This is a genomic window from Stenotrophomonas sp. TWI819 (assembly GCF_039673075.1).
GTDB lineage: Bacteria > Pseudomonadota > Gammaproteobacteria > Xanthomonadales > Xanthomonadaceae > Stenotrophomonas > Stenotrophomonas rhizophila_B.
The window spans coordinates 185636-205801 of record NZ_JBDJKY010000002.1; the positions used below are offsets into that span (position 1 = coordinate 185636).

General features: G+C 66.0%; 15 protein-coding genes. 11 read left to right on the top strand and 4 right to left on the bottom strand.

Annotated elements, in window-relative coordinates:
- Positions 1-75: 75 nt before the first annotated feature.
- On the top strand, positions 76-1857 hold the full coding sequence (locus ABE463_RS03490) for an asparagine synthase C-terminal domain-containing protein (protein ID WP_346467270.1): 1782 nt from the start codon (positions 76-78) through the stop codon (positions 1855-1857).
- Between the two features lie 94 nt (positions 1858-1951).
- Here ABE463_RS03490 and ABE463_RS03495 read toward each other — a convergent pair whose 3' ends face one another.
- Together ABE463_RS03495 and queD are read right to left on the bottom strand one after the other, a co-directional pair.
- Positions 1952-2317, bottom strand: coding sequence for a phasin family protein (locus tag ABE463_RS03495; protein ID WP_088432036.1), 366 nt, complete (start codon positions 2315-2317; stop codon positions 1952-1954).
- Between the two features lie 204 nt (positions 2318-2521).
- Positions 2522-2875, bottom strand: a complete 354-nt coding sequence (gene queD / locus ABE463_RS03500) for a 6-carboxytetrahydropterin synthase QueD (RefSeq protein ID WP_259261742.1) — start codon at positions 2873-2875, stop codon at positions 2522-2524.
- A 188-nt stretch (positions 2876-3063) separates the two neighbouring features.
- Here queD and ABE463_RS03505 point away from each other — a divergent pair, with 188 nt between their 5' ends.
- The 4 genes from ABE463_RS03505 to ABE463_RS03520 all read left to right on the top strand — a co-directional run bounded on the left by ABE463_RS03505 (position 3064) and on the right by ABE463_RS03520 (position 11961).
- Complete coding sequence (locus ABE463_RS03505; protein ID WP_346467411.1) at positions 3064-5709, top strand: TonB-dependent receptor; 2646 nt, start codon at positions 3064-3066, stop codon at positions 5707-5709.
- A 90-nt stretch (positions 5710-5799) separates the two neighbouring features.
- The gene (locus tag ABE463_RS03510; RefSeq protein ID WP_346467412.1) at positions 5800-8364 is read left to right on the top strand and encodes a M14 family zinc carboxypeptidase; all 2565 of its coding nucleotides are present in this window, start codon (positions 5800-5802) and stop codon (positions 8362-8364) included.
- 249 nt (positions 8365-8613) lie between these two features.
- The gene (locus tag ABE463_RS03515; RefSeq protein WP_346467271.1) at positions 8614-9465 is read left to right on the top strand and encodes an EF-hand domain-containing protein; all 852 of its coding nucleotides are present in this window, start codon (positions 8614-8616) and stop codon (positions 9463-9465) included.
- A 189-nt stretch (positions 9466-9654) separates the two neighbouring features.
- Positions 9655-11961, top strand: coding sequence for a TonB-dependent hemoglobin/transferrin/lactoferrin family receptor (locus ABE463_RS03520; protein ID WP_346467272.1), 2307 nt, complete (start codon positions 9655-9657; stop codon positions 11959-11961).
- 69 nt (positions 11962-12030) lie between these two features.
- On the opposite strand, the gene ABE463_RS03525 is transcribed toward ABE463_RS03520, so the two are convergent.
- A complete protein-coding gene (locus ABE463_RS03525; RefSeq protein ID WP_346467273.1) occupies positions 12031-13431 on the bottom strand; it encodes a DEAD/DEAH box helicase in 1401 nt (466 codons plus the stop codon).
- Positions 13432-13818: 387 nt separating this feature from the next.
- On the opposite strand from ABE463_RS03525, the gene ABE463_RS03530 reads away from it, so the two are divergent.
- Positions 13819-14808, top strand: a complete 990-nt coding sequence (locus tag ABE463_RS03530) for a fumarylacetoacetate hydrolase family protein (RefSeq protein WP_346467274.1) — start codon at positions 13819-13821, stop codon at positions 14806-14808.
- A gap of 20 nt (positions 14809-14828) precedes the next feature.
- Positions 14829-15482, top strand: coding sequence for a maleylacetoacetate isomerase (gene maiA, locus ABE463_RS03535; protein WP_346467275.1), 654 nt, complete (start codon positions 14829-14831; stop codon positions 15480-15482).
- Positions 15483-15551: 69 nt separating this feature from the next.
- Here the strand turns inward: maiA and ABE463_RS03540 are convergent, their stop codons facing one another.
- Positions 15552-16679: a PilT/PilU family type 4a pilus ATPase gene (locus ABE463_RS03540; protein WP_123731257.1), complete on the bottom strand. Its 1128-nt coding sequence runs from the start codon at positions 16677-16679 to the stop codon at positions 15552-15554.
- Between the two features lie 97 nt (positions 16680-16776).
- Between ABE463_RS03540 and ABE463_RS03545 the strand changes: the two genes are divergently transcribed.
- From ABE463_RS03545 to ABE463_RS03560, 4 genes are all read left to right on the top strand, one after another.
- The gene (locus ABE463_RS03545; RefSeq protein WP_183073797.1) at positions 16777-17160 is read left to right on the top strand and encodes a DUF4398 domain-containing protein; all 384 of its coding nucleotides are present in this window, start codon (positions 16777-16779) and stop codon (positions 17158-17160) included.
- A gap of 14 nt (positions 17161-17174) precedes the next feature.
- Complete coding sequence (locus tag ABE463_RS03550; protein ID WP_184997363.1) at positions 17175-18056, top strand: hypothetical protein; 882 nt, start codon at positions 17175-17177, stop codon at positions 18054-18056.
- 367 nt (positions 18057-18423) lie between these two features.
- Complete coding sequence (locus tag ABE463_RS03555) at positions 18424-18642, top strand: YdcH family protein (protein ID WP_259261749.1); 219 nt, start codon at positions 18424-18426, stop codon at positions 18640-18642.
- A 152-nt stretch (positions 18643-18794) separates the two neighbouring features.
- On the top strand, positions 18795-20165 hold the full coding sequence (locus ABE463_RS03560) for a pyridoxal-phosphate dependent enzyme (protein WP_152153085.1): 1371 nt from the start codon (positions 18795-18797) through the stop codon (positions 20163-20165).
- Position 20166 lies beyond the last annotated feature (1 nt).

Below are 20166 nucleotides of genomic sequence, written 5' to 3' on the forward strand. Positions count from 1 at the left end.
GTGCAAGCCATGAGTGTGACACCACGCCATCGTGACAGCTTGCCACCTGCGCCCTGGTGTGAAGAGGATGACGGCGTGGCACTGGCCCAGTTGCACGCCGGCCCGGCGCGGCATGGCTCGCCCCGCAGGTCCCGGTGCGGGCGCTACGTGCTGTGCATGGATGGCAGGTTGAACGTGCGCACCGCCCTTGAGCGCGAGTACGCCACGAGCGTCCATCCAGGTGCGGATGATGCGACCCTGCTGTTGCTGTCCATCGCGGCGCGCGGGGTGCAGCGTACGCTGCACGATTGCGATGGCACGCTTGCGCTGGCGGTATGGGACTGCCAGGACAAGGTGCTCTGGCTGGCCCGCGACCGGGTGGGGGCCCGTCCGCTCTATTACGGGTGGTGCCATGGCGACGTGTTGTTCGGCTCCAGTGTTACATCGCTGCACGGCTATCCCGGCTTTCAGGCGCCCATCAGTCGCGATGCACTCACCCTGTTGCTTCGCTATGGCTACATCCCCGCCCCGCACAGCATTCAACAGGGCATTTTCAAGGTTTCAGCGGGCTGCGTGGTCCGTCTCAACCTGGCCGCGCGCGAAGCCGGCGCAACTGCGCATGTCGATCACGCAGGAGGTCGCCGCTACTGGGATGCCCGAGAGGACATGTGCGCTGCGATCGACGAGCGGGCCTACTCAACACTGAGTTTCGACGATGCGACGGGAAAACTGGAGCTGCTCCTGCACCAGGCTGTCTCGCGATGCAGGCCTCACGGCGCTCCGGCGGCCGCATTTCTTTCCGGCGGGACCGATTCATCGCTGGTGACCGCCGTGCTGCAGTCCCAATCCACGCTGCCGGTGGAGACCTTCACGGTCGGCTTCGATGATCCGCGTCATGACGAATCGGACTGGGCGGATCAAGTTGCTGGACGCCTGAGGACGCGGCATACCCGGCACATCCTGCGTTGGAACGAGGCTGCGGCGCTGGTGGCGTCCCTGCCGGACGTCTGGTGTGAGCCCTTTGCCGATGCCTCCCAGATGCCGACGCTGCTCGCGTGCGCGCTGGTCGCCAAAGACCACAGCAGCGTGTTCACCGGCGATGGGGGCGATGAACTGTTCCATGGCCATGGGGCCTATCAGCGGGCCCTGCGTAATGCGGCCTGGACGGCGCGCATGCCTGCGCCCTTGCGGCGGATGCTGCAGCAATGGCCGCAGCGTGACGGCGAGCGTGCCCGGCTGGGTGGATGGCCCGCGCTGCGCTCGGAGCTGCAGGCAGACAGTCTGGAAGCACATTACCTGCTGCGCGTATCGCGTTGGCGCGATCCCTCCCGCGCCGTGCTGCATGCAAGTGAACCTCTTACGCTCTTTACCGACTGCCAGCGCTGGCTCCCTGCGGGCGATCCGGCCGACCGCGTCCAGTACCTGGATTTCATGATGGATCTCGGCAACGGGATCATGACCAAGATCGATCGTGCCGGTGCCGCGCATGGGCTGGACACGCGCTCGCCACTACTCGATGCCGCCGTCGCACGCTTTGCCTGGTCGCTCCCCAGTCCGCTCAAATACGCCGGTGGCGAGCACAAGCGCATCCTCAAGCGGCTGTTGTGCCGGCATCTGCCGGAGCACCTGGTCCACCGTCCGAAAATGGGCTTCGGGCCACCCGTGGCGGCCTGGCTGGCCGGCCCACTGCGTCCGTGGGCCGACGCGCTGCTCGATGAGGAACGCCTGCGCCGGGAGGGGTACTTCGATGCGGCCGTGGTCGGGCGTATCTGGGCCGAATTCCGTGAGGGGCGGCGCAAGTGGCACACCCACCTGTGGCCGATCCTGATGTTCCAGGCGTGGCTGGAGCGCCATCGGCGCGCCATTGCCGAGGCCTGATCGCCGGCCAAAAAAAGACCCGACAGAGGGAGGGTTCTGTCGGGTCTGGGATTGCGTGGGGGGAGGGACCCACGCAAATTCGATGTTGTCCGGCTCAGCCGCGCGTCTTGCCTGCGCTGGGCGTGGCGGCCGCGAACGGCTGCCGGGCGAGTTCGCCGAAGGCTTCGGAGGCCTTCAGCCCCAGGCCGGCCACTTCCTGGCTGGCGCTGGTCCAACGGGCGAGGTTGTCACGTGCCAGTTGCGCGCCTTTGGGCAGCAGCGACTGCAGCGTGCCAGCATCCTGTGACTGCACGATTTCACCGAAGAACCCGCTGGTGGCGGTGATGTTCTTTTCCAGCGTCTTCAACTGCACCCCGAACATGCTCTCGGCATTCTCCAGTGCGAGCCGGTTGGCACGCGTGGCCGTGGCGGCCAGCTGGCGGGTGTAGTCGCTGAAGGAATCGGTGAACGCGGACGCCATGGTCAGGACGGCTCGAGAACGTTGATGCAATGCAGCATACGCCGAAAATATTGCATTGCAACATTACGTTGCCGGGCGTTGTCCGGATTCAGTCGAATGGTTTACATATCAATGGGTTGCGCAGTGTTTCGGGCGGCAGCTTATGGCCCGGAGCCGGCCAGGGGCCGGCACTACCGCGCCGCATGATGCCCGCGCGCCATCGGATCAGCCCCGGTAGCGGCAGCCGGAGGTGCAGGTTTCGTGCACGGTGACTTCGCTCAGCGCGGGCAGGGCCGGCTTGAGTTCGTCCCAGATCCACATCGCCAGGCGCTCGCTGGTCGGGTTTTCCAGGCCGGGGATGTCGTTGAGGTAGTGGTGGTCCAGACGGTCGTAGATCGGCTGGAAGGCAGCTTTGACGTCGCCGAAGTCCATGATCCAGCCGGTCTGCTCGCCGGGCTCGCCTTCCACTTTGAGTTCCACCCGGAAGGAGTGGCCGTGCAGGCGCGCGCACTTATGGCCCACCGGGACGTTGGGGAGGTGGTGAGCGGCTTCGAGGGTAAAGACTTTGAAGATTTCCATGGCCGCATTGTAGCGGTGGGCTGGGGCTCCAGCAGGGGTCGGGCGTTAATTGTTGCTAACGAAAACATTTCCATCCGGATGAAGAGATGGTAGTTTCTCTTATATCCGTATGAAGAGATGTTATTGGCCGTGGTTCAGCCAGGCATGGACTACTGCGGAACTTGTCGTCCACCACCCCACTGAAGTTCATGCCCAAGCACACTCTTCTTGTAGCGGCGTTGTCCGTCGCTCTGGCAACGCCTTTGACCGCGTTCGCCGACGCCGCCCCCGATGCCGCCGCCGCCGGCGACAGCAAGACCCTCGCCGCCGTGCGGGTCACCGGGTCCAACATCAAGCGCACGGATACCGAGTCGGCCAACCCGGTGCAGGTGATCGAGCGCCAGCAGCTGGAGGAGACCGGCAAGGCCACCGTCGCCGACCTGCTGCGCTCGATCTCGGCCAATACCGGCAACGCCGCCAACGAAACCACCAACAACGGCTGGGCGTCCGGTTCGGCCGGCATCGGCCTGCGCGGCCTGTCGCAGAAGAACACGCTGGTGCTGCTCAACGGCCGCCGCCTGGCCAACTACGGGTTCCCGGCCGGCGGCCTGTCGGACACGTTCGTCAACCTCAACGCGCTGCCGCTGGTTGCGGTCGAACGCATCGAAGTGCTCAAGGACGGCGCCTCGGCCGTGTACGGTTCGGATGCCGTGGCCGGTGTGGTCAACATCATCACCCGGCAGAATTTCGAAGGTGCCGAACTCGGTGGCAGCCTGGGCACCGCCGATCAGGGCGGGCTGGACGAGCAGAACCTGAAGTTCATCGGCGGCATCGGTGATCTGGACACGGACGGCTACAACATCCTGGTCAGCCTGGAGGGCTACAACCGCGAGCGCCTGGACCAGGACGAGCGCGACCTGACCAAGTCCGGCATCTACACCGACAAGCCCGGCGGCCGCTGGAACGGCTGGTCGGCCAAGGGCGCACGCTATCTGGTCAACGGCACCTCGGTGCCGATGCTCGATGCCAGCGGCAACTGCCCGGACGGCACCACGCTGGTCGCCAGTGCGCCGATCGACGGCCTGGCCGGCAACACCTGCGGCTTCAACCAGGCGCCTTACACCACCCTGATCCCGTCGACCAAGCGCTACCAGGCCTACGTCAACGGCACCTTCCGGGTGAACGACAACGTCGAAGCGTTCGGCGAAGTCCTCTACAGCGACATCAAGGGCGTCTCCTGGTTCGGCAGCAGCCCGTTCTTCACCCTGGAAAGCGGCCGCTTCGCGCTCAACGCCGATACGGGGCTGGCCGAGCCGGTGTCGTCCAATCTGCCCGCCAGCAGCCCGTACAACCCGTATGGCCGCGCGGTGCCGATCGAGTACACCTTCTTCAACCTCGGTGCGACCATCAAGACCAACCGCTCGCGGGCCTACCGCGGCCTGGTCGGGCTGCGCGGCAGCCTGCAGAACTGGGATTGGGAAGTGGGTGCGTTCGGCGCACGCAGCAGCGAGCGCGAGACCGTCTCCGGCGGCTTTGCCAACCGCTATGCACTGGCCGATGCACTCGCCACCGGCAGCTACAACCTGCTCAATCCGTCGGCAACCTCGCAGGACGTGCTCAACGCGATCAACATCAGCACGCTGCGCCCGGCCGAGTCGGTGCTGCAGGGCGTGGATGCCAAGATCTCCGGTGCGATCGGCCACACCTGGGCCGGCGAGATCGGGTTCGCCGCCGGTGCCGAATGGCGCCGCGAGAAACTCGATTCCAACAACCCCTGGCAGATCGACGCGGGTCTGCAGATCCGCCCGGCGATCGCCGAGGTGCATGGTGAGCGCAAGGTCACCGCGGCCTATGCCGAAGTAAACGTGCCGCTGGCCGAGCGTCTGGAACTGCAGGCGGCTGCGCGCGCGGATCACTACAGCGACTTCGGCGATGCGTTCTCGCCCAAGCTGAGCCTGCGCTGGCAGCCGTGGGACATCCTGCTGGTGCGCGCCGCCGCCTCCAAGGGCTTCCGTGCGCCGTCGCTGTCGGAGAACTCCAACAGCACCAGCATCGCCTACGGCAGCGTGATCGATCCGCGCGACCCGGACGTGCCGGGCTCGCGGCAGAACCCGACCTTCTTCACTGTCGGCAACAACGATCTCAAGCCCGAGCGCACCAAGAGCTTCAATGCCGGCATCGTGCTCTCGCCGTGGTCCAACACCAGCCTGAGCGTGGATTACTACCGCATCGAGCTGGAAAACCTGGTGGGCACCAACAACACCCAGACCCTGGTCACCGACAACGTGCCGGGTGCGGTCAGCCGCGATGAGCGCGGCAAGCTGCTGGCGGTGTTCAACCGCTACCAGAACCTCAGCGAGCTGAAGACCTCCGGCTTCGATGTCGAACTGCGCCAGCGCTTTCCGACCACGCAGGCCGGCGACTTCGGCCTGAGCACCGCCTTCACCCACGTGCGCAACTACAGCCGCCCCACTGTGGTCGGTGGTCCGCTGGTGGACTACGCCGGCAGCAACCTCGGTGCCACCCTGCCCAAGAACAAGGCCACCACCACCGTTGAATGGAGCTACGGCGACTTCCGCACCGCGCTGACCTGGTACTACACCAGTGGGTACGACCAGAAGGCCAGCGCCGCGGCCACTGCCGTGCAGGATCGGGTGGATGCGTACAACCAGTTCGATCTGTACCTGGGCTACACCGGTATCGACAAGCTGACCGTGTACGCGAAGATCCAGAACCTGGCCGATGAGGAACCGCCGTACGACGCCTCTTTCCCGGGCATCCGCGCGCCGTATGACTTCAGTCAGTACGACCTGCGTGGTCGCTACTTCACGGTCGGCTTCGACTACCGCTTCTGACCTCATCCAGCGCATCGGAGCGTGCGTATCCACAGGGCCGGAAGGAACCGGCCCGTCTTTCGGGGAATTGCTGTGTCTTTGCAACGTCGTCTGTTCTCTCCCATCGCCTGGGTGGCGCTGGTGCTGTCTGTGTTCGCTGCGCCTGCCTCTGCGCAGAGCGCGTACTTCTTCCCGGCCGGCGGTGATTTCGATCCGGCCGTGCCCACGCCCCAACAGTTTCTCGGCTATGAGATCGGCAGCCGTTACACGCGGCACGATCAGCTGGTGGCCTACTTCAACGAACTGGCCAAGCGCTCGGACAAGATCAAGGTCGAAGAGATCGGCCGCAGCTACGAAGGCCGCCCACTGTTGATCGCCACGGTGACCTCGGCGCAGAACCTGCAGAACCTGGACACGCTGCGTCGCCAGCACGTCACCCTGGCCGATCCTGCGCAGCCGCTCTCGGCCGCCGGCAGCAGCCCGGTGGTGGTGTGGCTGGGCTACAGCGTGCATGGCAATGAAACCTCCAGCGGCGAAGCGGCGATGCTCACCGCCTACTACCTGGTCGCCAACCGCAGCACGGAGACCGCGCAGTGGCTGCAGCAGGCGGTGGTGCTGTTCGATCCGGCGCAGAATCCGGATGGGCGCGACCGCGCGGCAAGCTGGCACAACGCCTATGCATCCTCGCCTGCCTCGGCCGATCCGGCCGACAAGGAACATGTCGAACCGTTCCCGCAGGGCCGTACCAATCACTACTTCACCGATCTCAATCGCGACTGGCTGGCGCTGACCCAGCAGGACACACGGCCGAAGATCGCCTATTTCCACCAGTGGTATCCCAACGTCCAGATCGATTTCCATGAGATGGGCAAGGACAGCACTTACTACTTCGAACCGTCGCCGGCGAGCATGCACAGCCCGTTGATTCCGGCGGCGTCGTATGACTTCAACAAGACCTTGGCCAAGTACCACGCCCAGTCGCTGGATGCGCTGGGCTCGCTGTATTACACCGGGGAGAACTTCGACAACTTCTCGCCGGTGTATGGCTCGACCTACCCGGACTTCCACGGTGCGGTCGGCGTGACCGTCGAGCAGGCCAGTTCGCGCGGCCGCGTGCAGGAATCGGTCAATGGCCTGCTGACCTTCGGCTTCACCATCCGCAATCAGATTGCCACCGGACTGGGGACGGTGCGTGGTGCAGTGACCGAGCGCGACGGGCTGCTGAAGCTGCAGAAGGAGTTCTTCCAGTCCGCACTGAAGCAGGCCAACCAGCAGCCGGTGACGTCCTTCGTGTTCGGTGATGCCGCCGATCCGGGCCTCACCCAGCGGCTGCTGGATCTGCTGCTGCAGCACCAGATCACGGTGCAGGCGTTGAGCGCCCCGGTCACCGTAGATGGGCTGCGCTTCGAGCCGGGCAGCGCGTACGTCGTCCAGGCCGCGCAGCCGCAGTTCCGCCTCGTGCATTCGATCTTCGCCGACACCCCACCGATCAAGGGCGATGTGTTCTACGGCAGCACCTCCTATGCGATCGCGCCGGCCTACGGCATCGCCTTCGCCGCCAGCCGCAGCCGGATTGCCGGTGGCGAGCGCGTGGCCAGCGTACCGGCCGCCAACGGTGGCGTGGTCGGCGGTCAGGCGGGCTACGCCTACGTGTTCGATTGGCGCGATTACAACGCCAGCCGCGCGCTGTATGCGCTGCAGGCCAAGGGCGTGGTGACCCGTGCGGCCTTCCAGCCGTTCACCGCAGCCACCGCCCAGGGCGAGCAGTCATTCGGCTATGGCAGCGTGGTGGTGCCGGTCGCGGGCCAGCCGCTGGCCGGTGCCGAGCTGCTTGCCGCGGTCGATGCGGTCGCACGCAGCAGTGGGGTGCACATCCAGGCGCTGTCCAGCGGGCAGAGCCGCGGTGGCATCGATCTGGGCAGTGACAGCGTCAAGGCACTGCGCAAGCCGGCGGTGGCGCTGGTCATGGGCGAGGGCGTCAGCGCCACCGAAATCGGCTCGGCGTGGTTCCTGCTCGACCAGCACCTGCAGCTGCCGGCGAGCAAGATCGACCCGGCCCAGCTGGGCAAGATCACCCTGGATCGCTACACCACCATTGTCCTGGCCGGCGGTACCTATGCCGGCGTGGACGCCACCGCCGTGGCGGCGCTCAAGCGTTGGATCAACGCTGGTGGCTCGCTGATCACCTACGGCACGGCCGCGCGCTGGGCGATCGAGCAGAAGCTCAGCGACGAAGTGCTGGGGCCGGAGGAGAAGGAGCCGGAAGGCGCCCGACGTGCGTTTGGCGACCAGCGCGACATCGCAGCCATCGAGCGGGTGAGCGGCAATATCCTCAGCGCGGACGTGGACAACACGCATCCGCTGGGCTTCGGCGTACCGCGTCGGCAGCTGGCGGTGAACAAGGAAAACGGCCTGAGCTTCCAGCCCAGCCGCAACCCGTTCTCCACCGTGGTGCGCATCGACGAGGCGCCCAAAGTCAACGGTTACCTCTCCGAGCGCAACCGCAGCCGGGTCGCCGGTGCCGCGTGGCTGGTGGTGTCGCCGCAGGGGCAGGGCAATGTGGTGCTGTTCGCCGATGATCCGGCGCACCGCAAGTACTGGCACGGCACCGAGCGCCTGCTGTTGAACGCGATCTTCTTCGGCAACCAGCTCAACCCGACCAAGCCGCGCGGCTGACACCCCGGGTACCGGTAGTGCCGGCCGCTGGCCGGCTCCCGACCGTTCCCACCGCAACGCGCAGCTCCGCCACACTCACCTGATGGCGGGGCTTCCACCCCCAGGCAACAGCCGACCCACGTCGGCTGTTGCCGTTTGTCAGACACCCATCACACCCCCTGTGAAATTTCCGTATTGCGAATCATTCGCAATACGAATAGGATGGCGCCCGCCGGCTCGACCCGCAGCCGTCCTTCCAGGGGAACCACCATGAAGATCGTTCCGCTCACCGCTGCCCTGATGGCACTGGTGCTGGCCCCGGCCGTCCTCGCGCAGCCGTCCAGTACGACCCCCACCGCCTCGCCGACTGCGGCCGCCTTCCTCGCGCAGTTCGCCGCCGAGGGCACCGACAGCGTCAGCTGGGCGCAGTTCGAGGCCTTCCGCAAGCAGCGTTATGCCGACACCGACCGCAACCACGACGGTCATGTCGACGCACAGGAATACGTCGACGAGTACCTGCAGCGCTTTGATGTGCGCCTGGCCGACGCGCGCGCCGGTCACCTGCGCCAGACCGACACCCGCTTCAAGGCGTTGGATCGCGACAAGAACGGGGCGATCAGCCGCGCCGAGTACGATGCCGCCGGCGAACGCACCTGGGCCGGCTACGAGACGTCGCAGAACGCCACGCAGGAGACCGCCGCAGCGTCTTCGCGCGATCCACTGAAGATGCCGACGTCGCATACCGCCAACGGCATGCTCGAACTCTACGACCGCAACAAGGATGGCGCGGTTGATCGTGAGGAGTTCGATGCGGTGCGTGCTGCCAGCTTTGCGGCCACCGATACCGATGGCAACGGCAGCTTGTCGCTGGCCGAATACACCAGCGAGTTCGAAGGCCGCCTGGACCAGCAGCGCCAGCGCGTGCGCGCCGATGCCGAGCGCCAGGCCCGCGTGCGCTTCGCCTCGCTGGACAAGGACGCCGATGGCCGCATGACGTTCGCCGAGTACCAGCTCTCGGGCAAGCGCATGTTCGACCGTGCCGACAGCAACGGTGATGGTGTGGTCGATGCGCACGATCCGGAGCCGGTCGCCGGCGCGCACTCGGCCAACGGCAACCGCTAGCGGTCTCTGGGCGGCCCGGACGTGCCGTGCACGTCCCACGTATCAGCCAACGATGATTCCGGCTCGCGATTCCCCGCGGGTCCTTGCGCCTCCCAGCCCCGCTCGATCCACCGATCGCCGCAGCCAGGAACGGCCCGCCGCCAACCGCGGCGCTCACGCCATTCCCTACCTCTCCTGCGGAGCTTGATCATGAAGTCGTCCTTCACCCTGCTGGCCATGGCGGTTGCCGCCAGCCTGTCCGTCACCGTGCACGCTGAAACCATCAACGATGCCAGCACGCTCGATACCGTGCGTGTCCAGGCCGAGCGCGCCAAGAAAACGCGTTCGGCCAACCAGAATGTCACCGTGCTCACCTCGGCCGATCTCGACAACGAGATGGCCAACACCATGGAAGAAGCGATCCGCTACATCCCCGGTGTCAGCATCGTGGACATGGGCCGTTTCGGCGATAACGGCTTCAACATCCGCGGCCTGGAAAGCGATCGCGTGGCGATCACCGTCGATGGCCTGAGCCTGGGCGAATCGGTGGAAACCGCGCGTTCCTACGAGTTCTTCCGCGGTGGCCGCGGCGATGTGGACATCGATACGCTCAAGAGCCTGGCCGTGATCAAGGGCGCCGATTCGATCAGCGCCGGCAGTGGCGCGCTGGGCGGCGCGGTGGTGTTCACCACCAAGGACCCGGCCGACTATCTCAAGGCGATCGGCAACGATACCCACCTTGGATTCAAGGCGGGGTACTCCGGTGCCAACGACGAAACCATGGGCACGCTGACCTTCGCCAACCGCACCGGCATCGTCGAATCGATGCTGGTCTACACCCGTCGCGAAGGCCATGAATCCGAGTCGTGGTACGACACCACGAACGATCGCATCGGGGTCGGTCGCCGCACGCCCGATCCGGTCGACAGCGCCCGCGACAACCTGCTCGGCAAGCTCGATCTGCAGCTCGACGAGGCCAATACGTTGGGCTTCCTGTACGAGCGCGGCCGCGCCACCAACGACGTGGACAACCTGTCGCGCGTTTATGCACCGGGTTACCTGTCGCGCAAAGGCCATGACACCAACGACCGCGACCGCTACGGGGTGAACTACCAGTGGCGGGCCGACACCGCGCTGTTCGATACCCTGGATGCGCAGGTGGACCGCCAGGTCACCGACAGCCGTGGCATCACCACCATCGTGGCCGGCAGTGGCTGCCCGGGCGGCGCCACGCCGTGCCTGCGCAGCGAGAACCGCTCGACCAAGCAGACGCTGGACCGTGCCGCGGCCGATTTCAGCAAGGTGTTCGCCGCCGCGGGCGCACGCCATGATGTGGTGTACGGTCTGGCCTGGCAGCAGCGGGACATCGACTTCACCGCTGTCGATACCCGCTGGAATGCCGCCGGCGCCGTGGCGTCGGTCGAGATCGATCCGCGCCAGGTTCCCAAGACCGATGTGACCGCCTGGAACCTGTACCTGCGCGACAGCGTGCAGCTGCTGGACGAGCGCCTGACCCTCAGTGCCGGCGCCCGCTATGACCGCTACGACTATTCGCCGGAGGTGGATGCCACCTTCGTGGATCGCACCGGCAGCGTGCGTGATGTGAGTTTCGCCTCGCCGAGCTGGCAGGCCGGTGTCGAATATCGCTTCCTGCCCGACCACGCGCTGTGGGCGCAGGTGGGTCGCGGCTTCCGGGCGCCGACCGTGGCGGACATGTATTCGCCAACCAGCGCCACCCAGGTGATCAATGCGCAGAACGGCCAGCCGCTGCTGCTCAATGACACCGTGTCCAATCCAGACCTGGAGTCGGAAAAGAGCCTGAACCTGGAACTCGGTTACCGCTGGAGTACCGAGCGTGCGCAGCTGGGCCTGTCGGTGTTCCGCGACCGCTACGAGAACTTCATCGAGTACACCAACCTGGCGCAGTCGGTGCCGGGTGGCTTCCGCACGACGGCGACCGGTCCGGTGCTGTACTCGCGCAACTACACGATGCCGACCAACGCGGGCGAAGTGACGGTCAAGGGGGTGGAACTGGAAGGGCGCTGGCAGATCAGCGATGCGTGGTCCTCGCGCTTGGCGGCCTCGTACAGCGAAGGCGAGAAGCGCAACGGCGATCCGCTGGAGAGCATCGTGCCGGCCAGTGCCGTGCTGGGCGTGCGCTATGCACCGTCGCCGGTGTGGAACCTCACCGCCAGCGTGACCCACGCCGTGGCCAAGAAGGCCAAGGATGCCTACACCACCGATGCCACCACCGGCAGGGTCACCACGCCGGCCTTCGTCGACAAGGCCGACGGCTACACCGTGCTGGATCTGTACGGCACCTGGAACGTCACCCCACAGTGGAAGCTCAGTGCCGGCCTCTACAACCTGACCAACGAGGAATACTACCTCTGGCAGCGCGTACGCAACATCAACAAGGGGACCAACACGCTGTACGGCTACGTCAACGATGAAGGCATCGGCCGCTACAGCGAGCCCGGCCGCAATGCGCGGATCACGGTGGCCTACAGCTTCTGAGGCAGAGACACAAAAAAAGGGCGACGCAGATGCGTCGCCCTTTTTGCATTTCAGCGATGCCCGAAGGAATCAGCTGGCGCGACCGCCACCGCCGCCCTGGCTGCGACCGCCGCCGGTGTTGCCACCGCCACGGCGCTGGCCCTGCGGCTGGCCACCGCGCGGTGCACCGCGGCCGGCGCCATCACGCTGACCGCCACCGGCCTTCTTCGGGCCGGCATGGGCGTGGCGCGGGGCCTCGGCGTGCGGGCGACGCGCGTGCTTGCGCGGCGAACGATCGCCACCCGGCAGTTCGGCCTTGCCCGGCGCGCTGTTGCCCCAGCGGATCGGGGTCTGCGGCTCGAAGCCCGGCACGTCGCGGATGTCCATGTCCTTGTCGAGCAGGCGCACGATCTGGCGCAGCAGCTTGGCTTCGTCCTGCGCCACCAGCGAGATCGCCTGGCCGGTCGAGCCGTTACGGCCGGTACGGCCGATGCGGTGCACGTAATCCTCGGCCACCATCGGCAGGTCATAGTTGATGACCTTCGGCAGCTCGTTGATGTCGATACCACGCGCGGCGATGTCGGTGGCGACCAGCACGGTCACGCGGCCGGCCTTGAAGTCACCCAGAGCACGCAGGCGCTGGCCCTGACTCTTGTTGCCGTGGATCGCCGCGGTCTTGATGCCGGACTTGTCCAGGAACATGGCCAGCTTGTCGCAGCCGTGCTTGGTACGGCCGAACACCAGGGTCTGCTCACGGCTGTCCTGGGCCAGAAGATGCAGCAGCAGCTCGCGCTTGCGCGGGCCATCGACCGGGTGAACGCGGTGGCTGATGTTCTCGGCAACGGTGTTCTTCGGCGTGACCTGGATCTGCTCCGGGTCGCGCATGAACTCCAGCGCCAGCTGCTTGATGCTCTCTTCGAAGGTCGCCGAGAACAGCAGGGTCTGGCGGTTCTGGCGCGGCAGCTTGGCGAGGATCTTCTTGATCGACGGCAGGAAGCCCATGTCGAGCATGCGGTCGGCTTCGTCCAGCACCAGGATTTCGATGCCGGAGAGGTCGACGCTGCGACGCTCGATGTGATCGATCAGGCGGCCGGGGCAGGCGACCAGCAGGTCCACGCCACGGCGCAGCACATCGAACTGGTTGCCCATGCCGACGCCGCCGTAGATGCAGGCGCTCGGGATGCGCAGGTACTTGCTGTAGCCGCGCAGGCTGTCATGCACCTGGGTGGCCAGCTCGCGGGTCGGGGTCAGTACCAGTGCACGCGGACGGCGCGGGCCATCGACGGCCTGCGGGTTGGTGCCCAGGTGCTGCAGCAGCGGCAGGCCGAACGCGGCGGTCTTGCCGGTACCGGTCTGTGCGCCGGCCAGCAGGTCGCGGCCTTCCAGGGCGAGCGGGATGGCCTGCTCCTGGATCGGGGTGGGGGTTTCGTAGCCCTGCTCGGCCAACGCGCGCAGCAGGAACGGGGCAAGGCCCAAGGATTCAAAAGACATCGGGTGGAAGCTCCAAAGACAAAGTAACGCCAGGCCGAATGGCCGGACGCGAGGCAGATCAATGTGATCGGCTGACTCGGAGCGTTCCCGTAAACCGCGCTGCGAGAATTGGGTGCAGTCGACGCGGTGCGCAGACTGGAATGCATGACGAATGGCGTCGGAGTGGGGGCGGGCGACGGATCAATGATCCATATCGCCGGCGATCCCGAAGGGAAACGGACGGCCGCTGCAGACCCGGATAGTCTAACGGATGTTTGAGACCCATACCAAATCCCCCTGTTCAGCTTGGGAGAGGTTACGGTAAGGCGATGCGGCGGTGCAGCTGGTAGGCCAGCCAAGCATTTGATTACACTTGAAACCTATTTTCGCGATCCCGGATACCCACCCATGAAGCTTGGTTCTTTGAAGGAAGGCGGCCGCGACGGCACCCTGATCGTGGTCTCGCGCGATCTGCGCCAAGGCGTGCGCGCCACCGGCACCGCCGTGACCCTGCAGCAGGCACTGGAAGACTGGAGTCACCTGGCGCCGCGCCTGAACGCCCTGTACGAATCGCTGAACGACGGCGACGCCGACGGCGTGTTCGATATCGACCTGCAGGCACTGGCCGCCCCGTTGCCGCGTTCGTATGAGTTCGTCGACGGCAGCGCCTACCTGCCGCACGTGGCCCGCGTACGCCGCGCCCGTGGCGCCGAGGTGCCGGAGAGCTTCTACACCGATCCGCTGATGTACCAGGCCACCAGCGCCGGCTTTTACGGCCCGCGCGATGCGGTCAAGGTGGTCAGCGAGGACTACGGCATCGATCTGGAAGCCGAGCTGGTGGTGATCACCGACGACGTGCCGATGGCGGTGACTCCGGAGCAGGCCGCCGGCCACATCCAGCTGATCGGCCTGGTCAACGACGTCTCGCTGCGCAACCTGATCCCGGGCGAGCTGGCCAAGGGCTTCGGCTTCCTGCAGTCCAAGCCGCGCTCGGCGCTGTCGCCGGTGTTCGTCACCCCGGATGAGCTGGGTGATGCCTGGCAGGACAGCAAGGTCCACCTGCCGCTGGTCACGCATATCAACGGTACCTGGTTCGGCGCGCCGGAAGCCGGCGTGGACATGCAGTTCAACTTCGCCCAGCTGGTCGCGCACGCGGCCAAGACCCGCCCGCTCGGCGCCGGTGCGATCGTCGGCTCGGGCACCATCGCCAACGAGGACACCAGCAAGGGCGCCTCCTGCTTTGCCGAACAGCGCACGGTGGAAACCCTGCGCGACGGCAAGCCGAGCACCCCGTTCATGTCCTTCGGTGATGTGGTGCGGATCGAGATGTTCGACGCGGCCGGCGAAAGCATCTTCGGTGCGATCGAGCAGCGCATCGAGCAGGCGGCCAAGCCCTGATCGCGGGGGCGGAGACCGTCATGGAACCGATCGAGCTCTTCAGTTACTGGCGGTCCAGCGCCGCCTACCGCGTGCGCATCGGTCTGAATCTCAAGGGTCTGCCGCACCGGATCACCCCGGTGCACCTGGTCCGTGAGGGCGGGGAGCAGCACAGCGCGGCCTATGCCGCGCTCAACCCGCAGGAACTGGTGCCGACCCTGCGCCATGGTGATCGCGTGCTGCAGCAGTCGATGGCGATCCTGGAATATCTCGACGAGGTCTTCCCGGCTACACCGTTGCTGCCCGGCGATGCGGAGGGCAGGGCGCGCGTCCGCGCGCTGGCCCAGCTGGTGGCCTGCGACATCCACCCGCTCAACAACCTGCGGGTGATGCAGTATCTGGAGCGCACCCTGCAGGCCAGCGCCGAGGCGCGCACGCAATGGACGCTGCACTGGATGGCGGAGGGCTTGGCAGCGTTGGAAACGCTGCTGGCCGGCCATGCGGCGACCGGTACGTTCTGCCATGGCGACCAGCCCGGGCTGGCCGATGCCTGCCTGGTGCCGCAGCTGTACAACGCGCACCGGTTCGGCCTGGCGCTGGCGCCGTACCCGACCCTGCAGCGGATCGAGACGGCGTGCCTGGCGCTGCCGGCGTTCGATGCGGCGCGGCCGGAGAACCAGATCGACGCAGGGTGACGGGCAGGCATCGACCGTTGGTCGATGCGCCTGGCCCATTGCCCCCACCAACGGTGGGAGCCTACACCGTCAGAACCCGTGCGTGATCGCCGGAGCCGAGGCGGCCGAGTAATCCGCGTACGGGTCGTGCTCGTTGCCGCCCTCGGACAGGCGGAACTTCAGCGCCAGGCCATCGCGCGAATCGGCTGCGCGCAGCGCTTCTTCCTGCTCGATGATGCCGTTCTTGGCCATCCGGAACAGGCACTGGTCGAAGCTCTCCATGCCTTCTTCCAGCGAGGCTTCCATCGCGGCCTTGATCTCGTGTACCTGGCCGCGGCGCAGCAGGTCGCGGATCATCGGCGTGTTGATCAGCACTTCGGTGGCCGGCAGGCGACGCCCGTCCTTGCCCTTGACCAGGCGCTGGGACACGACCGCGCGCAGGTTCAACGAGAGGTTCATCAGCACGTTGCGGTGCGCGCTCTCGGGGAAGAAGTTGAGGATGCGCTCGATGGTCTGGTCGGCGTTGTTGGAATGCAGGGTGGCCAGGCACAGGTGCCCGGTTTCGGCGAAGGCGATCGCCGCCTCCATGGTTTCCGCATCCAGGATTTCGCCGATCAGGATCACATCGGGCGCTTCACGCATCGCGTTCTTCAACGCGTGGTGGAAGGTGTGGGTGTCCAGCCCGACCTCGCGCTGGTTCACGATCGACATCTTGTGCTTGTGCAGGTACTCGATCGGATCCTCGATGGTGAGGATGTGCCCGGTCGTGGTGCTGTTGCGGTGGTCGATCATCGAGGCCAGCGAGGTCGACTTGCCCGAGCCGGTCGAGCCGACCACCAGCACCAGCCCGCGCGGGGTCATGATGACGTCCTTGAGCACCTGCGGCAGGTTGAGCTCTTCGATGCTGGGGATCTTGCTGCGGATCGCACGGATCACCATGCCGACCTCGCCGCGCTGCTTGAACACGTTCACCCGGAAGCGCCCAGCGTCGGGCAGGGCAATGGCCATGTTGAGCTCGAGCTCGCGCTCGAACTGCGGGGCCTGGCCCTCATCCATCAACGAGTAGGCGATCTTCTTGACCATCCCGGGCGGCAAACCGGTATTGCCGAGCGGATAGAGTTTCCCCTCGATCTTGATGTATACCGGTGCTCCCGTCGTCAAGAACATGTCCGACGCGTTCTTTTCGGTCATCAGCTTCAGGAAATAGCCGATATCCATGCGAAATGTTTCCCCAACAATCAGCGGCTTGCCATTGCAAGCGCACCGCAGGCTTCCGACAATGGCCGCGCACACAACTCTGGCGACGGCACCCCCAATGAAACCTAGCTTCGCACAAATACGACGGGCCCTGTATGTGACGGTGTGCGCATTCGCGCTCTCTGGTGCCGCACAGGCGCAGGATGGCGCCCTGGAACTGATGCAGGCCCGCCAAGCGGTCGACAAGGCCACCCAGGCCGATGCCGACCAGTACGCTCCGGATCTGATCGCCGTGGCCCGCCAAGGCTTAGAGCAGGCCCAGCGCGCCGCGGGTGACCGCCGCGAGCGCAAGAACGCGCCGATGCTGGCCGTTCGCGCCACGGTCGATGCCGATCTGGCCCGCGCCCGCAGCGAGGAAGCCACCGCCACCGCGCAGCTGCAACTGCGCCGCAACGAAGTCAGCCAGCTGCAGCGCCAGCTCGCCACCGGGGAAGACCGCTGATGATGTCCACCAAGATGCGTATGCCCTGCCTGCTGCTGGTCGCCAGCCTCAGCCTGCCGCTGATGGCCCACGCCGCCGATGACCCGGCCGTGGCCCAGCTGACCCAGCGCCTGATGGCGATCCAGGCCAATCCGGATGCGGCCCAGCTGGCCGCCTTCGAGCGCCTGCAGGCCCAGCAGGCCGTGGCCGATCTGACCAAGGCCAAGCGCCGCGATCTGGACCAGGCCCGCTATCTGGCCGAGCGCCGGGTCGAGATCGCCGAGACCAGCGTGCGTGCCGCGCTGGCCCAGCGTGAGGTCGACCAGCTCGAGCGCACCCGCAGCGAGCTGCTGATCGAGGCAAGCCGCCGCGATGCCCAGCGTGCCCGCCAGGAGGCCGAGCGCCTCCGCGTGCAGGCCCAGATCCAGGCCGAGGAAAGCGAACGCCTGCGTCAGGCCGCTGAGCAGGAAGCCCTGGCCCGCCAAGACGCCGAGACCGCGCTGACCAGCGTGGCCGGCAAGCAGACCGCGCGCCTGAGCGCGGCCCAGCAGAATGCGGCCAAGCTGGCCCGCGAGGAAGCCGAGCTGGTGGCGGGCAGCAAACTGCCGGGCTCCAGGTTCGACAGCCGCGGCGAAGTGTTCACCTTCAATGGCGACGCCTTCGCTGCCGGCAAGGGCAGCCTGTCCGGCGGTGCCAAGGGCCAGGCCAAGGCCTTGGCCGAGTACCTGAACATCGGCAAGAAGGGCCGGGTCCGGATCGAGGCCTACGACGCCGCAGCCGGTGTCGGCCAGCAGCGTGCCGAGGCCCTGCGCGATGCCCTGGTGGCGGCCGGCGTGAGCAGCAGCCGGCTGCAGGTCAGCGGCAAGAAGGCGGCGGCGACCAAGGCGCGTTCGGCCGAGGTCATCATCGCGCCCTGATGCCTGATCAGGATGTGCTCATGACCGCGGGTTGTGACGCAAATCCTTGTTTTTGTTTAATTTTCGTTGTTCTGCGTGTTCAGGCTGAACCCCGCCTAGGCAGCGCCAACGATATCGTTTGAAAGGGTTGAACCGACCCCGAAGCAAGCGTAGGGTCAGTTGTCCGGGTCGCCTTCCGCAGCCCGGACGATTGGAGGGCCGGCAATGCACCAGCGCCACGAATCACCGCAGTCCCAGGTCCAGCGCGATGTGCTGGAGGGCGCTGCGGGTTCGCAGGCCAAGGATGCGCGGTACTCCGCCCCAAGCAGCGCCCCGTGCCGTCAGGCCGGGGCGTTCTTGTTTCAGCAGAAGCGATAGGAGGTTCATCATGTTTGAAGGTCAGCCCCAGAGCGATATCGACGCACGGCGCCAGCGTGATCCGGAATTCAAGGCGTTGTACGAACGGCACCAGAAGTTGAACAAAAAGTGCATGGATGCCGAGCTGGGCGTACTTCCTATAGACCGTCTCACCCTGGGACAGATGAAGCGAGAAAAGCTGTTGGCCAAGCAGAAGCTGGAACGGTTGTACGCCTCCCCCATGCATTAACCCCTTTACCACCGTACGTCGCGGGCGGTTCCGGTCTCCTCGTCGACCGGTGCCGTCCGCGCCGCTTGATGAACGCGGCAACCTGACTTTCGCCGCCAACCGTCGGATAATCACCGGTCCGGCCGCCCAGCGGCGCGAATCGATGTGAACCGATGGCAATCCACTCCTCCGTACTCGAACTCATTGGCCAGACCCCGATCGTCAAGGCCCAGCGCCTGGATACCGGTGTCTGCGAGCTTTACCTGAAGCTCGAGAGTGCCAATCCCGGAGGATCGATCAAGGACCGCATCGGCCTGTCGATGATCGAAGCCGCCGAGCAGCGTGGCGACCTGAAGCCGGGCGCGACCCTGGTCGAGGGCACCGCCGGCAACACCGGCCTGGGCCTGGCGCTGGTCGCCCAGCAGAAGGGCTACAAGCTGATCCTGGTCGTGCCGGACAAGATGAGCCGCGAGAAGATCTTCAACCTCAAGGCGATGGGTGCCGAAGTGCGCCTGACCCGTTCGGACGTGGCCAAGGGCCACCCGGAGTACTACCAGGACATGGCCAAGCGCGTGGCCGAGGAAACTCCCGGCGCGTACTTCATCAACCAGTTCGGCAACCCGGACAACCCGGCCGCCCATGAATTCGGCACCGGCCCGGAAATCCTGGCGCAGATGGACGGCGACCTGGACGCGATCGTGTTCGGCTGCGGCAGCTCCGGCACCATGACCGGCCTGTCGCGTGCCTTCTCCACCCTCTCGCCGAAGACCGAGCTGGTCCTGGCCGACCCGGTCGGCTCGATCCTGGCCGAATACATCAATGACGGCGTGCTCAACGACAAGTCGGGCAGCTGGCTGGTGGAAGGCATCGGCGAGGACTTCCTGCCCTCGATCGCCGATTTCAGCCGCGTCACCAAGGCCTACGCGATCACCGATGCCGAGAGCTTCCATACCGCGCGCGAGCTGCTGGGCAAGGAAGGCATCCTCGGCGGCTCGTCCACCGGCACCCTGCTGGCCGCGGCGCTGAAGTACTGCAAAGAGCAGACCACCCCGAAGAAGGTGCTGGTGCTGGTCTGCGACACCGGCAACAAGTACCTGTCCAAGATGTACAACGACTACTGGATGCTGGACAACGGCTTCCTGGAGCGCCCGCAGTCCGGCGACCTGCGCGACCTGATCCTGCGCCCGTACGGCCAGCGCGACACCGTTGTGATCGGCCCGAACGATCTGCTGACCACCGCCTACCAGCGCATGAAGCTGTATGACGTGTCGCAGCTGCCGGTGATGGACGGCGACCAGCTGGTCGGCATCGTGGATGAAAGCGACGTCCTGCTGCACGTCTATGGCGACGAAGCCCGCTTCCGCGACCCGGTCGCCACCGCGATGGTCAGCAAGCTGGACCGCTTGGACGTGAAATCCCCGATCGAGGCCCTGCTGCCGGTGTTCGACCGTGGCCAGGTCGCCATCGTCATGGACGGCGCCAACTTCCTCGGCCTGATCACCCGCATCGACCTGCTGAACTACCTGCGCCGCCGGGTACAGTAAG

What these genes read in the sequence shown, in the direction of transcription:
- ABE463_RS03555 (WP_259261749.1), top strand. Translation starts at nt 18,424, where the DNA reads ATGTTTGAAGGTCAGCCCCAGAGCGATATCGACGCACGGCGCCAGCGT.
- queD (WP_259261742.1), bottom strand. Translation starts at nt 2,875, where the DNA reads ATGGAAATCTTCAAAGTCTTTACCCTCGAAGCCGCTCACCACCTCCCC.
- ABE463_RS03505 (WP_346467411.1), top strand. Translation starts at nt 3,064, where the DNA reads ATGCCCAAGCACACTCTTCTTGTAGCGGCGTTGTCCGTCGCTCTGGCA.
- ABE463_RS03560 (WP_152153085.1), top strand. Translation starts at nt 18,795, where the DNA reads ATGGCAATCCACTCCTCCGTACTCGAACTCATTGGCCAGACCCCGATC.
- ABE463_RS03540 (WP_123731257.1), bottom strand. Translation starts at nt 16,679, where the DNA reads ATGGATATCGGCTATTTCCTGAAGCTGATGACCGAAAAGAACGCGTCG.
- ABE463_RS03515 (WP_346467271.1), top strand. Translation starts at nt 8,614, where the DNA reads ATGAAGATCGTTCCGCTCACCGCTGCCCTGATGGCACTGGTGCTGGCC.
- ABE463_RS03550 (WP_184997363.1), top strand. Translation starts at nt 17,175, where the DNA reads ATGCGTATGCCCTGCCTGCTGCTGGTCGCCAGCCTCAGCCTGCCGCTG.
- ABE463_RS03525 (WP_346467273.1), bottom strand. Translation starts at nt 13,431, where the DNA reads ATGTCTTTTGAATCCTTGGGCCTTGCCCCGTTCCTGCTGCGCGCGTTG.
- maiA (WP_346467275.1), top strand. Translation starts at nt 14,829, where the DNA reads ATGGAACCGATCGAGCTCTTCAGTTACTGGCGGTCCAGCGCCGCCTAC.
- ABE463_RS03530 (WP_346467274.1), top strand. Translation starts at nt 13,819, where the DNA reads ATGAAGCTTGGTTCTTTGAAGGAAGGCGGCCGCGACGGCACCCTGATC.
- ABE463_RS03545 (WP_183073797.1), top strand. Translation starts at nt 16,777, where the DNA reads ATGAAACCTAGCTTCGCACAAATACGACGGGCCCTGTATGTGACGGTG.
- ABE463_RS03520 (WP_346467272.1), top strand. Translation starts at nt 9,655, where the DNA reads ATGAAGTCGTCCTTCACCCTGCTGGCCATGGCGGTTGCCGCCAGCCTG.
- ABE463_RS03495 (WP_088432036.1), bottom strand. Translation starts at nt 2,317, where the DNA reads ATGGCGTCCGCGTTCACCGATTCCTTCAGCGACTACACCCGCCAGCTG.